Annotated in this window: 10 protein-coding genes; all 10 read left to right on the top strand. The window is 65.8% G+C overall.

What is annotated here, in order from left to right:
- Window positions 1-134 precede the first annotated feature (134 nt).
- The 10 genes from ACHMWQ_RS01455 (at window position 135) to ACHMWQ_RS01410 (ending at window position 13,670) form a co-directional block, all read left to right on the top strand.
- Window positions 135-1,187 carry a TIM barrel protein gene (locus ACHMWQ_RS01455; protein WP_396306121.1) on the top strand — a complete coding sequence of 351 codons (1,053 nt, stop codon included), beginning with the start codon at window positions 135-137 and terminating at the stop codon, window positions 1,185-1,187.
- Between the two features lie 21 nt (window positions 1,188-1,208).
- Window positions 1,209-2,351, top strand: coding sequence for a Gfo/Idh/MocA family protein (locus ACHMWQ_RS01450; RefSeq protein WP_396306120.1), 1,143 nt, complete (start codon window positions 1,209-1,211; stop codon window positions 2,349-2,351).
- A gap of 14 nt (window positions 2,352-2,365) precedes the next feature.
- Window positions 2,366-3,886, top strand: coding sequence for a sugar ABC transporter ATP-binding protein (locus ACHMWQ_RS01445; protein WP_396306119.1), 1,521 nt, complete (start codon window positions 2,366-2,368; stop codon window positions 3,884-3,886).
- Window positions 3,886-4,857, top strand: a complete 972-nt coding sequence (locus tag ACHMWQ_RS01440) for an ABC transporter permease (RefSeq protein ID WP_396306118.1) — start codon at window positions 3,886-3,888, stop codon at window positions 4,855-4,857. Before ACHMWQ_RS01445 ends, ACHMWQ_RS01440 begins: the two co-directional genes overlap by 1 nt.
- A 43-nt stretch (window positions 4,858-4,900) precedes the next feature.
- The gene (locus ACHMWQ_RS01435; protein ID WP_354553917.1) at window positions 4,901-5,911 is read left to right on the top strand and encodes a sugar ABC transporter substrate-binding protein; all 1,011 of its coding nucleotides are present in this window, start codon (window positions 4,901-4,903) and stop codon (window positions 5,909-5,911) included.
- Between the two features lie 94 nt (window positions 5,912-6,005).
- Window positions 6,006-6,854, top strand: coding sequence for a sugar phosphate isomerase/epimerase family protein (locus tag ACHMWQ_RS01430; RefSeq protein ID WP_396306117.1), 849 nt, complete (start codon window positions 6,006-6,008; stop codon window positions 6,852-6,854).
- A 48-nt stretch (window positions 6,855-6,902) separates the two neighbouring features.
- On the top strand, window positions 6,903-8,456 hold the full coding sequence (locus tag ACHMWQ_RS01425) for a UxaA family hydrolase (RefSeq protein ID WP_396306116.1): 1,554 nt from the start codon (window positions 6,903-6,905) through the stop codon (window positions 8,454-8,456).
- 176 nt (window positions 8,457-8,632) lie between these two features.
- Window positions 8,633-9,064 carry an RbsD/FucU family protein gene (locus tag ACHMWQ_RS01420; protein WP_396306115.1) on the top strand — a complete coding sequence of 144 codons (432 nt, stop codon included), beginning with the start codon at window positions 8,633-8,635 and terminating at the stop codon, window positions 9,062-9,064.
- Between the two features lie 207 nt (window positions 9,065-9,271).
- Window positions 9,272-10,531, top strand: coding sequence for an efflux RND transporter periplasmic adaptor subunit (locus ACHMWQ_RS01415; RefSeq protein ID WP_354553911.1), 1,260 nt, complete (start codon window positions 9,272-9,274; stop codon window positions 10,529-10,531).
- Between the two features lie 4 nt (window positions 10,532-10,535).
- Window positions 10,536-13,670 carry an efflux RND transporter permease subunit gene (locus ACHMWQ_RS01410; RefSeq protein ID WP_396306114.1) on the top strand — a complete coding sequence of 1,045 codons (3,135 nt, stop codon included), beginning with the start codon at window positions 10,536-10,538 and terminating at the stop codon, window positions 13,668-13,670.
- Window positions 13,671-13,684 lie beyond the last annotated feature (14 nt).

The raw sequence follows: 13,684 nt of genomic DNA, 5'->3' as shown, positions 1-13,684 counted from the left end.
CGTGGCGCAATCTGAACGGAGTCCGATGGGACTGCCGGCGGAGAGGTGCGCCTGCACGGCGACCGTGTCGCTTCCCCCGCATGCAGGTGGACCATCGCCGCCGAGAGGGCGGGTCCGATAGGGAGGAAGAGCACATGGCGGATCCGAACAACTATCCGAAGCTGCACAACGCCGCGTGGCCGGGCGTCGTCGGCAAGGGCGGCGAGGGCGGCGAGCCCGTCATTCCGCTGGACACGCTGCTGGAGCTGACCGCCAAGGCGGAAGTCGACGGACAGAAGTTCGACGGCATCGATCTCTGGCTGGCCGATCCGCACCTGTCGATCGACAGCGACAAGGACCAGGTCAAGCGCATGGTCGACCACATTGCGGGCTACGGCCTGAAGGTCGGCTCGTTCGTGGCGCCGATCTGGGCGGGCGCCGGCGGCGGCTCCGCGATGGGCTCGGCCGAGGAGCGCAAGCGCTTCGTCTCGCAGGTCCGCAAGGCGGCCGCGATCGGCGAGCACATGCGCGAACTGGGCATCCGCCCGACTGGCGGCATCCGGATCGATTCCTCGACCGGCGTCGGCGACTGGGACAAGGATCCCGTCGGCAACACCAAGATCATCGCCGAGACGTTCCGCGAAGCCGGCAAGGCGGCGCAGGATCATGGCGAATTCCTCGTCGCCGAGGGCGAAATCTGCTGGGGCGGCATGCAGTCCTGGCGCGAGAATGTCCGCCTGCTCGAAGCGGTTAACATGCCGGGCGTCGTCGGTTACCAGGCCGACATGGCGCATTCGATGCTGTTCACGCTCGGCTACAACGCCGAGCAGGATCGCTTGCTTCCCGAGGGCTATGACTGGCAGGACCGTTCGGTGCTCGACGCGGCCTACAAGCAGGTCGCCGATGCGCTGCGCCCCTGGACCTACGATTTCCACGTCGCCCAGAACGACGGCACCGTCTTCGGCTCCGGCGACCACGAGAAGACCGGCCGCCACGTCCAGGTCACCGACCCCAACGGCAAGCTCGATGTCACCAAGCATGCCGGCTACTGGCTGCGCGATGACCAAGGAAACCTGACCAAGAAGATGCGCCACATCGCCTGGGACGGCTGCATGTTCCCCAATTCCGTGATGACGGCGCAGCAGACCTGGAATGACGTTCTGGGCGCGATGATCAAGGTGCGCGACGCCCATGGCTGGTGCGAATAACGGCTTCAGGAACCCTCACAAATGACCAAGAAAAAGCTGAACATCGGTCTGGTCGGCGCCGGCTTCATGGGCCGCACCCATTCCAACGCCTTCCGCCAGGTCGGTCAGTTCTTCAACAGCGAATACGAGCCCGTGCTGAAGGCGATCGCCACGCGCAACGCCAAGGGCGCGGCCGATTTCGCCGGGAACTGGGGCTATGAGAGCTCCGAGAGCGACTGGCGCAGGCTGGTCGAGCGCGACGATATCGACCTGATCGATATCGCCAGCCCCAATGATACCCATGCCGAGATCGCCATCGCGGCGGCGCAGGCCGGCAAGATGGTGATGTGCGAGAAGCCGCTCGGCCGCAACGCTGCCGAGGCGGAAAAGATGGTCGAGGCCGTCGAGGCGGCAGGCGTCGCTAACATGGTCTGGTACAATTATCGCCGCGTGCCGGCGGTGACGCTCGCCAAGCAGATGATCGACGAGGGCCGGCTCGGCCGCATCTTCCACTACCGCGCCAAATTCCTGCAGGACTGGACGATCTCGGCCGACGTGCCGCAGGGCGGCATGGGCACCTGGCGGCTCGACGCCAACGTCGCCGGCAGCGGCGTGACCGGCGACCTGCTCGCGCACTGCATCGATACCGCGATCTGGCTGAATGGCGGCATCGACAGCGTCACGGCGGCGACGGAAACCTTCGTCAAGCAGCGCTCGCATGCGGTCAGCGGCAAGGTCGAAGAGGTCAAGATCGACGACGCCAGCGCTTTCCTCGCCCGTTTCCATAACGGCTCGCTCGCGACCTTCGAGGCGACCCGCTACGCCCGCGGCCACAAGGCGCTCTACACGCTGGAGATCAATGGCGAGAAGGGTTCGATTGCCTGGGACCTGCACGACCTGCACCGGCTGTCCTACTTCGACTACAGCGACGAGGGGCATCTGCGCGGCTGGCGTTCGATCCACATCACCGATGGCGACCACCCCTATATGAGCCAGTGGTGGGTGCCGGGCCTGCAGATCGGCTACGAGCACAGCTTCATCCATCAGGCCGCCGATTTCCTCGCCGGCCTCGCCTCCGGCACGCCGGCTGCACCGACCTTCCGCGAGGCGCTCCGCACCGACTACGTCACCGACGCCGTGCTGGCCTCGGCGAAGTCGGGCCGCTGGGAAGCGGTCCAGGGCTGAGCGGCGCCACGGCCATGCCCCCCGTTTCACCGCTCGCGATCCAGGTACAGGGCGTGACCAAGAGCTTTCTGGGTCAGCGCGCGCTGGATGACGTCGATTTCGAGGTTGCGCGCGGCGAGGTGCATGGCCTGGTCGGCAAGAACGGCGCCGGCAAGTCGACCTTCATGAAGATCCTGTCGGGCGCGCAGCCGCCCGACAGCGGCGAGATCATCGTCGGCGGCACCGCCTTCAAGGCGCTCAATCCGGCCGAGGGCCGCGCGGCCGGCATCGCCATCGTCTACCAGAACCCGGAACTGCATCTCGATCTCTCGGTCGCCGCCAACATTTTCCTCGGCGCCGAGCCGCGCAAAGCGTTCGGCATCCTCGATGACAAGGCGATGGCGACCCGGGCGACCGAGCTGCTGGCCCGGCTCGGGCTCGATCTGCCCGTCAACCAGCGGCTCGGCGACCTCGACATCGCCGATCGGCAGCAGGTGGCGATCGCCAAGGCCGTGCGCGAAAAGGCGCATGTGCTGCTGCTCGACGAGCCGACGGCGGCGCTCAACAAGGCGCAGGCCGAGTTCCTGTTCCGGCTGATCCGCGACCTCGCCAGACAGGGCATGGCGGTCGTCTATGTCTCGCATCACCTCGACGAGGTGCTGGCGATCTCGGACCGCATCACCGTGCTGCGCAACGGCCGAAAGGTCGCGCTGGTCGAGGGCCGGAGCGCCGACAAGGACGGGCTGATCTCGATGATCGTCGGGCGGACGCTCGACGCGGTCGAGACGCATCGAAGCGAACGGCCCAAGACGGAACCGTTCTTGGTGATGGACGGGGTTTCGAGCGCGGGCGGTCTCGACAATGTCTCGCTGGAGGTTGCCAAGGGCGAAATCGTCGGCCTGACCGGGCTGATCGGCGGTGGTGCCAATGCCCTGGCCGCCGTGATCGGCGGGCTCGACCATCGCCATGTCGCGGGCAGCATGTCGCTCGGCGGCGAACCCTATGCACCGCGCGCCGTGCGCGAGGCGATTGCCCGCGGCGTGCTGTTCATCCCGGAGGACATGCGCGGGCGCGGGCTGGTGATGAGCCTGTCGATTGCCAAGAACATCTCGCTCGCGGCGCTTCGGCGGCTGTCGAAGCTGGGCTGGCTCAAGCTTTCCCAGGAGACCGGCATCGCGACCGAAATGTCCGAACGGCTCGACCTCAATCCGCGCGCGCCGAGCCGCGAGGTCCGCTTCCTGAGCGGCGGCAACCAGCGCAAGGCGCTGCTCGGCCGCGCCATCTTCGCCGATGGCCAGCTCTTCGTGCTCGAGGAGCCGACCCAGGGCGTCGATGTCGAGTCGCAGCGGCAGATCCACGACCATCTGCGCAGTCTCGCCAACAAGGGCGCGACCATCGTCTTCGTGTCGACGGACCTCGAAGAGCTGATCGCGCTCGCCGATCGAATTCTCGTCCTTCGGAATGGCCGCATCGAGCAGGCCCTGTCGCCGGATCGGCTCGATCCCGAGCGCCTGCTCTCCGCCATCCAGACCCAAAGCACCCGGAGCGTGAACTGATGTCTTCTCCCGCCGCAACGGCTGCCAAGCCGATCCCCCGAAAGTTCGGCGCGCTCCGTGGACAGGATCTCGGCCGCTACACGCTGCTGATCGTGCTCCTGCTCATCGTGGTGGTGACCGCGATCGGCAATCCGCGCTTCCTGTCCGTGAACAACCTGCTGAACATCCTGTTCCAGGTGTCGGCGCTCGGCATCGTCGCCTCGGGCCAGACCATCCTGCTGATCGCCGGCGGGCTGGATCTTTCGGTCGGCGCGGCGCTTTCGGTGGCCGGCCTCGCCACGGCGCTCACCATCATGCACACCGGCTCGGTCGCGCTCGGCATCCTCGCCGGCGTGGTGGCCGGCACGGTGATCGGCGCGATCAACGGCATGCTGGTCGCCACCAACCGCGCCACGCCCTTCATCATCACGCTCGGCACGATGACTTTCCTGCAGGGGGTCGCGATCCTGATGTCGGGCGGCAGCCCGATCAACGGCACCGGCGCGCTGTTCGACGTGTTCGGCCTCGGCGATTTCCTGCGCGTGCCATGGCCGGTCTACGCCATGTTCCTCGCCATCCTAGTCATGTTCCTGATCCTGCGCTTCACGACGCTCGGCCGCTATGCCTTCGCCATTGGCGGCAACGAGGAAGCGGCGCGGCTTTCCGGCATTCCCGTGCGGCGCATCAAGATCGCGCTCTATGCGCTGAGCGGCCTCTTCGTCGGCGTCGCCGGCGTCATCCTCACCGGCGTCCTCGATTCCGGCCTGCCCAGCATGGGCACGGGCTACGAGCTTCGCGCCATCGCGGCCGTGGTCATCGGCGGCACCCCGCTGATCGGTGGGCGGGGAACGGTGCTCGGCACGCTGGGCGGCGTCCTGCTGCTCGGGCTGGTGAGCAACAGCATGAACCTTCTCGGCGTCGGCGCGAATTTCCAGAGCGCCGTGCTGGGATTGATCATAACGGCGGCGGTCCTGCTGCAGAAGAAAGCCTAACCGGCACGCCGCTTCAGGGACATTGCAACGGAGGAGACGAGCAATGAATATCACGAGGAGAGCCCTCGCCGTGCTGGCGCTGGGAACCGCCATCCTGGCGCCGAGCCTGTCGCAGGCAGCGGAGAAGACCATCGCCTTCATGCGCGGCGGTCCGGATCCCTATTACCAGTATGGCATGAACGCGGCGCAGGCCGCCGCCGACAAGCTCGGCGTCAAGCTGATCACCTATTCCGCCAATAACGACCCGACCCAGGAACTCGCCAACGTCCAGGACGCGATCACTAAGGGTGTCGACGGCATCCTGATCTACGCTGTGTCGCTTTCTTCGGAAAAGGCCGCCATCGCCCAGGCCAAGAAGGCCGGCGTGCCGATCTTCTTCCAGTACGGCTATGACCCGTCGATCCTGGCGGATTCGGCCGGCATCATGCAGATCGATCTCTACCGGTTCGGCGAACCGGTCGGCGAGGCGATCGGCAAGCTGCTGCCGGAGGGCGAATACGCCACCATCACCGGCAAGCTCGGCCGCGGCGACGCGGAAGCCTTCGTGCAGTCGTTCAAGAACGGCATCGCCAAGTCCGGCTCCAAGGCGGTCAGCGTTGCCGACCTCGCGGCCGACTGGGATCGCCAGAAAGCCATGGACGCGGCCTCGCAGATCCTGGCGGCGCATCCCAACGTCAAGGCGATCTATGCCGCCAATGATGACATGGCCGTCGGCGTCGCTATCGCCATCGAGCGTGCCGGCAAGACCGGCCAGATCCTGATCGGCGGCAACAATGGCGCGCCCTATGGCGTCGAGCTGATCGAAAAGGGCCAGATGACCCTGACCGGCAGCAACCCGCCCTCGATCGCCTCGGTCCATGCGCTGCGCCTGCTGCTCGGCGTCATCGACGGTTCGGTCAAGCCGGGCCAGTTCTACTACGCGCCGAGCCAGGTGATCACCAAGGACAATCTGGCCGATGCCGCTCCCTGGGATGCAAAGCCTGAAATGGTGACCAAGTGGCTGGAAGAGCCGCTGCCGCAGGGCGCAGCGCCGCCGGTCCCGCCGACCAACTGATGCGTTGCGGCCGGTGGATCCTCGGGTCCGCCGGCCCCTCCCGGACGGTGGCATCGCGCCGCCGACCCGCCGGATGCGAACCAGGACATTCTCGATGAAGATCGGCTTCAATCTCCTGCTCTGGACGGCGCATGTCGAACCGCGACATTGGCCGATCCTCGAGGATTTGAAACGCTGCGGCTATGACGGCGTCGAGATCCCGATCTTCGAAGGCACGCCGGAGCACTATGCCGAACTTGGCCGCGAACTCGACCGGCTTGGGCTGGAGCGCACGGTGATTTCGCTGTTCCCCGGCGTCGAGATGAACCCGCTCGGCGCCGACGCTGCGCAGCAGCAGGGTGCCCGCCGGCATATGGCCTGGATCCTCGATTGCTCGGCAGCATTGGGCGCCAAGGTCGTCGGCGGCCCGCTGCATTCGACGCTCGGCCATTTCTCCGGCGACGCGCCGACCTCGGACGAACGCGAGCGCGCCATCGCCTTCCACCGCGATGCCGGCGACATGGCGCGCGCCAAGGGCATTACGCTGGTGCTGGAGGCGGTCAACCGCTTCGAATGCTATTTCGTCAACACCATGCACGACCTGAACGATTACCTCGCCGCCGTCGCTCACCCGAACGTTGCTGGCATGTACGACACCTTCCACGCCAATATCGAGGAGAAGGACCCGATCGCCGCCGTGGCTGCCATCGCGCCGCATCTGGCGCATGTGCATGTCTCGGAGAACGATCGCGGCACGCCCGGCAAGGGTCACATCGATTTTGCCAGCACCTTCAAGGCGTTGAAGCAGGCCGATTATGACGGCTGGATCACCATCGAGGCGTTCGGACGGTCGATGCCGCTGCTGGCGGCGGCGACGCGGATCTGGCGCGATCTCTTCCCGGCCGCCACCGAAGTCTACAGCGACGGCTTCACGCTCATCCGCGATGGCTGGCGTTCAGCCTGAGGCCCGCGCAACGGCGGCTGCCCGTGTGGCCGCGATAGGAACGAACCCATGAACGAGGCAGCCCCCCTTCCGGCCCAGCCGCGCACGCTTCTCCTCCATGGCGAGGACAACATCGCGGTGGCGCTCGGCAATCTCGATGTCGGCATGACGACGGCGCAGGGCGCCACCATCCTCCGGCGCGTGCCGCGCGGGCACAAATTCGCGATCCGGCCGATCGCCGCGGGCGAGCCGATCCGCAAATTCGGCCAGATCATCGGCTTCGCCAAGACAGACATCGCCGCCGGCGACTGGGTGCATGAGCATAATTGCGGTATTGGCGAAGAGCATGGCGCCTTCGCGCGCGACTACGCCTTCAGCGAGGGGGTGGTGCCGACGCAATTTGTGCCGAAGGAATTCCAGGCGACGTTCCAGGGATTTCGCCGCGCCAATGGCAAGGTCGGCACTCGAAACTATGTCGGCATCCTCACCTCGGTGAACTGCTCGACGACGGTGGCCGGCTTCATCGCGACCGAGATCGAACGCTCAGGCATCCTGAGCGATTATCCGAATATCGACGGTATCGTCGCGCTTAAGCAGGCCAATGGCTGCGTGATCGACTATCGCGGCGTGATCTTCGACACGCTGAAGCGCACGACCTGGGGCTATGCCACCAACCCGAACATGGGCGGCGTCGTCATGGTCGGCCTCGGCTGCGAGGGCTTCCAGATTCCGCGCTTCAAGGATGCCTATAACATCCAGGAGAGCGAGACTTTCCGCACCATGACCATCCAGGAAGTCGGCGGCACCAAGAAGACGGTCGATGCCGGCGTGGAAGCGGTCAAGGCGATGCTGCCGATCGTCAATGCGGTGAAGCGCGAGACGGTGCCGGCGAGCGAACTGATGCTGGCGCTACAATGCGGCGGGTCCGACGGCTATTCCGGCATCACCGCCAATCCGGCGCTGGGCGTCGCCGCCGATATCCTCGTGCGCCATGGCGGCACCGCCATTCTCTCCGAGACGCCGGAGATCTACGGCGCCGAGCATCTGCTCACCCGGCGTGCCGTGTCGCGCGAGGTCGGCCAGAAGCTGGTCGACATCATCCATTGGTGGGAGGATTACGCTGAGCGTAACCTCATGGAGATGAACAACAATCCCTCGCCCGGCAACAAGCAGGGCGGCCTCACGACCATTCTCGAGAAGTCGCTCGGCGCCGCCGCCAAGGGTGGCACCTCGCCGCTGACCGCTGTCTATGGCTATGCCGAGCCGGTGACCGAGAAGGGCTTTGTCTTCATGGATACGCCGGGCTACGACCCGGTTTCGGCGACCGGCCAGGTGGCGGGCGGCGCCAACATCCTCTGCTTCACGACCGGCCGCGGCTCGGCCTATGGCTGCAAGCCGACCCCCTCGATCAAGATCGCCACCAATTCCGAGATCTACGCCAAGATGATCGACGACATGGACATCAATGGCGGCGACGTGCTCGACGGCAAGTCGCTCGAGACCAAGGGGCAGGAGATCTTCGACCGGATCCTCCAGGTTGCCTCCGGCGACAAGAGCAAGTCGGAACTGCTCGGTTATGGCGACAATGAATTCGTGCCGTGGCAGATCGGAGCGACCTTCTAGGGGGCGCTGACCCGTCTCCCCTTGTTAGCCTTCCGTTAACCCTGCGCCAGCGCGCAACGACCTTTTTCCGAACCCGAGGGGAGGGGTCCGGTCCGCTCCGGCCTTCATCGGCGGGAGCGGACCGGGCTGGTGCAGGCCCGGTTCCCCCCCCCATTCCTCCAACCAAAGGACACGACATGCTCAAGGGACTTTCGCCGATCCTCTCGCCGGATCTGCTCTGGACGCTGCGCGCCATGGGCCATGGTGACGAGATCACCATCGTCGACGCGAACTATCCCGCGACCAGCGCCGGGCCGGAGCTGATCCGCATCGATGCCGCCACGGCGCCGCAGGTGCTCGAAGCCATCCTGTCGCTGCTGCCGCTCGACCAGTATGACGATGTCGCCGCGATTTCGATGCAGGTGGTGGGCGATCCCGACCGGCGCGAGCCGATCGTCGACGAGTTCGAGCAGATCGTCCAGCGCCACGAGCCGGAGCACAAGGTCCACTCGCTGGAGCGCTTCGCCTTCTACGAGCGGGCCAATGCCGGCTATGCGATCGTCCAGACCGGCGAGACCCGGCAATATGGCAATCTCATCCTGAAGAAGGGCATCGTCCGGCCGGCTTGAACAGGCCGGCTTGCCGTCGCTGCGCCGCGTGCGAGGGGGTTGGGCGCTAACCTTTGCGTGCGAATGCAGAATTCGCAGCAATATTTCGAAACGCCAGCAATGTTTTGACGCCCAAAAACGGTTGCGCAGCTGGCGGACGAGGTGAAAAGAGAGGCTCTATAGGATCACTCGACAAGAGTGGTCGTGGCGATCTTCGGAGCATCTCGCATGAAACCCAGGGCCCTCGCATTGGCGAGCCTGTTCGGCGCTCTCTTCCTGGCGGCCTGTTCCGGCCCGTCTTCCGGGACCGGGCCGGGTCCAGGCGGGCCGCCGACGGGGCCCGTCGAGGTCGGCGTCGTCACGCTCAAGCCGCAGAACGTGCCGATCACGATCGAGCTGCCCGGCCGCGTCAGCGCCACCAAGGTGTCGGAGATCCGGCCGCAGGTCGATGGGCTGATCCAGAAGCGGGTGTTCACCGAGGGCGGCCAGGTCAAGGCCGGCGACCTGCTCTACCAGATCGATCCGCGCCCCTATCAGGCCGCCTATGACGCGGCCGCCGCGTCGCTGGAAAAGGCGCAGGCCGCCGTGCCGAGCGCGCAGGCCAAGGTCGACCGCTACAACCAGCTGGTCGGCGTCAACACCGTGACGGCGCAGAGCCTCGACGATGCCAAGGCGACGCTGGCCCAGGCCAAGGCCGATGTCGCGGCCGCCGAGGCAGCGCTCGCCTCCGCCCAGATCAATCTCGATTATACGAAGGTGCTGGCGCCGATTTCCGGCCTGATCAGCACCTCGACCGTGACCGAGGGCGCGCTGGTGACCGCCAATCAGGCAACGGCGCTCGCCACCATCCGCGAAATCGACCCGATCAATGTCGACCTGACCGATTCCAGCACCAATCTGCTGCGCATCCGCAGCCTGATGGACAGCGGACGGCTGAAGCGCGGCGATGGCCCGCCCAGGGTACAGCTCAAGCTCAACGACACGCTCGTCTACGACAAGACCGGCGAACTGCGATCCGCCGAAGCGACCGTCAACGAGACCACCGGCACCTTCTCGATGCGCGCCAGCTTCGAAAACCCGACGCGCATGCTGCTGCCGGGCATGTATGTCCGCGCCATTGTCGACCTCGGCAATGACGAGGGCGCCTTCCTGGTGCCGCAGCGCGCCGTCAACCGCAACGCCAAGGGCGACGCGACGGCGATGTTCGTCTCGAAGGACGGCAAGGTCGAGACCCGCGTGCTGAAGACCATGCAATCGGTCGGCTCGGACTGGCTGGTCGAATCGGGCATCTCCGATGGCGACCGGCTGATCGTCGACGGCCTGCAGAAGATCGGCGACGGCCAGGCCGTGACTCCTATCGAGGTCGCGCTCGACGCCGCCGGCGTGGCGCATCCCGTGGATGCCAAGACGCCCGGATCCACCGGGACGCCTGCATCGACCGGCACGCCGGCACCGGCCGCCGCTCCCGCCCCCGCGGCAGGAGGCTGATCGCATGGCCGATTTCTTCATCGACCGCCCGATCTTCGCCTGGGTGCTGGCGATCGCCGTCATGCTCGCGGGCCTGCTCGGCATCTACACCCTGCCAATCGCGCAATATCCCGAGATCGCGCCGACCACGGTGCGCATCTCCGCCACCTATCCCGGCGCTAGCGCCGAGACGATCGAGAACTCGGTGACCAAGATCATCGAGCAGGGCATGACCGGGCTTGAGAATCTCGACTACATGTCGGCCTCCAGCACCGCCTCCGGCCAGGCCTCGGTCCAGCTGACCTTCTCGAGCGGCGTCGATCCCGACATCGCTCAGGTGCAGGTGCAGAACAAGCTGCAGCTGGTGCAGTCGCAATTGCCCGATGCCGTGGTGGCGCAGGGCATAACGGTGACGAAGTCGACCTCGAGCATCCTGATGGTCGGCGGCCTGGTCTCGACCGATGGCAGCCAGTCGTCCGAGGATCTCGGCGACTATTTCTCCAGCCGGTTCGAGGATTCGATCAAGCGCGTCAGCGGCGTCGGCGACGTCAACGTCTTCGGCTCCGGCTATGCGATGCGGATCTGGCTCGATCCGATCAAGCTGTCCAAGTACCAGATGATTCCGAGCGACGTCGTCGCCGCGATCGCCGCGCAGAACAAGCAGGTCTCCGCCGGCCAGCTCGGCGCGCTGCCCAGCATCGATGGCCAGCAGCTCAACGTCACCATCACGGCGCAGAGCCAGCTGCAGACGCCCGAGCAGTTCCGCGACATCATCCTGAAGACCACGACCGATGGCTCGATCGTCCATCTGAGCGATGTCGCGCGGGTCGAGATCGGCTCGGAAAGCTACACCACCAGTTCGCGCTTCGACGGCAAGAACGCCGCCGGCTTCGGCATCAACCTCGCCACCGGCGCCAATGCGATCGATACGGCCGCCGGCGTCGCCGAGGTTATCGCCAAGCTTTCGGCCGGCCTGCCGCCGAACATCGAGGTGGTGACGGCCTATGACACCACGCCCTTCGTCAAGCTTTCGATCGAGAAGGTGGTCGAAACGCTGATCGAGGCGGTGGTGCTCGTCTTCATCGTCATGTTCGTGTTCCTGCAGAGCTTCCGCGCCACGCTGATCCCGACGATCGCTGTGCCGGTGGTGCTGCTCGGCACCTTCGCCGTGCTCTCCTTCGCGGGCTATTCGATCAACACGCTGACCATGTTCGCCATGGTGCTGGCGATCGGCCTGCTCGTCGACGACGCCATCGTCGTGGTCGAGAATGTCGAGCGCGTGATGGCGGAAGAGGGCCTGTCGCCGCGCGAGGCGACCAAGAAATCCATGCACGAGATCACCGGCGCGCTGATCGGCATCGCGCTGGTGCTTTCGGCCGTTTTCGTGCCGATGGCCTTCTTCAGCGGTTCCGTGGGCGTGATCTATCGCCAGTTCGCGGTGACGATCGTTGCCGCCATGGTGCTCTCGGTCTTCGTCGCCCTGGTGCTGACGCCGGCGCTCTGCGCCACCATGCTGAAGCCCTCCAGCGGCCATGGCGAGCGCAAGGGCCTGTTCGGCTGGTTCAACCGGACCTTCGACCGGAATGCCGACCGCTACCAGCGCGGCGTTGGCGGGATCATCCGCCGGCCGATCCGCTTCTTCATCATCTACCTGCTGATGTGCGCCGGCGTCGCCGTCCTGTTCAACCGGCTGCCGACCTCCTTCCTGCCGGAAGAAGACCAGGGCGTGCTGATGACGTCGATCCAGCTTCCGGTCGGGGCCACCCGCGCCCGGACGCTGGAAGTGGTGAAGCAGGTCGAGGACCATTTCCTGACGCAGGAGAAGGATTCCGTCGACAGCGTGTTCTCCGCCCTCGGCTTCGGCTTCAATGGCAATGGCCAGAACGCGGCCATGGCCTTCATCAAGCTGAAGGATTTCGACCAGCGTACCCGTGCGGACCAATCTGCCTCGGCGATTGCCGGACGGGCGATGGCGGCCTTTTCGAAAATCCGCGACGCGCAGGTTTTCGCCCTGTCGCCGCCGGCCTTGCCCAATCTCGGCAATTCCAACGGCTTCGAGATGTATCTGCAGGATTCGGCCGGGGCCGGTCCGGAAAAACTGGCCGCAGCGCGCGACCAGCTTCTGGCAATGGCGCGCGAGAATCCGCTGGTCAGCGGCGTCCGCCAGGGCGGCCAGGAGGACCAGGCCGAATTCCGCATCAACATCGACCAGGCCAAGGCCCGGGCGCTCGGCATCGATCTCGGCGATATCAACGACACGATCTCGGTCGGCTTCGCCGGCAGCTATGTCAACGACTTCATCGATCGCGGCAAGGTCAAGCCGGTCTATCTCCAGGCCGACGCGCCCTTCCGCATGCAGCCGGACAATCTGAACGACTGGTTCGTACGCAATGCCAGCGGCGAGATGGTGCCGTTCTCCAGCTTCGTCTCGACGGACTGGACCTATGGCTCGCCCAAGCTCGATCGCTATAACGGCATCTCGGCGGTGAGCATCCAGGGTTCGGCCGGGGCGGGTGTCAGTTCGGGCACGGCCATGGACGAGATGCTGGCCATGGTCGCCAAGCTGCCGGATGGCTTCACCGCCTCGTGGACGGGGCTGTCCTACCAGGAGCAGCTTTCCGGCAACCAGGCGCCGGCGCTCTATGCGATCTCGATCCTCGTCGTCTTCCTCTGCCTGGCGGCGCTCTATGAAAGCTGGTCGATCCCATTCTCGGTCATGCTTTCCGTGCCGATCGGCGTGCTCGGCGCGCTGATCGCCGCCAAACTGTTCGGCCAGTCGAACGACGTCTACTTCAAGGTCGGCCTGCTGACGACGATCGGCCTCGCGGCGAAAAACGCGATCCTGATCGTCGAATTCGCCAAGGACCAGCAGGCGGCTGGCAAGGGGCTGGTCGAAGCGACGCTCGACGCCGCGCGGATGCGGCTTCGGCCGATCCTGATGACGTCGCTGGCCTTCATCTTCGGCATCCTGCCGCTGGCGATCGCCACCGGCGCCGGCTCGGGCGCGCAGAACGCAGTCGGCACCGGCGTGATGGGCGGCATGATCGCGGCGACCGCGATCGGCATCTTCTTCGTGCCGCTGTTCTATGTCGGCGTGCGCCGCCTCGGCTCCTGGCGGATGTCGCGCAAGTCCCCCGCGCCGGCCGAAAAGCCGGTCTAGAACCAGGGCGGACA

Origin of the sequence: Kaistia sp. UC242_56 (genome assembly GCF_044452255.1) — a bacterium.
Taxonomy (GTDB): domain Bacteria; phylum Pseudomonadota; class Alphaproteobacteria; order Rhizobiales; family Kaistiaceae; genus Kaistia; species Kaistia defluvii_A.
The sequence above is the reverse complement of the archived record's forward strand: the minus strand, read 5'-3'. Positions and strand labels throughout refer to the sequence as shown.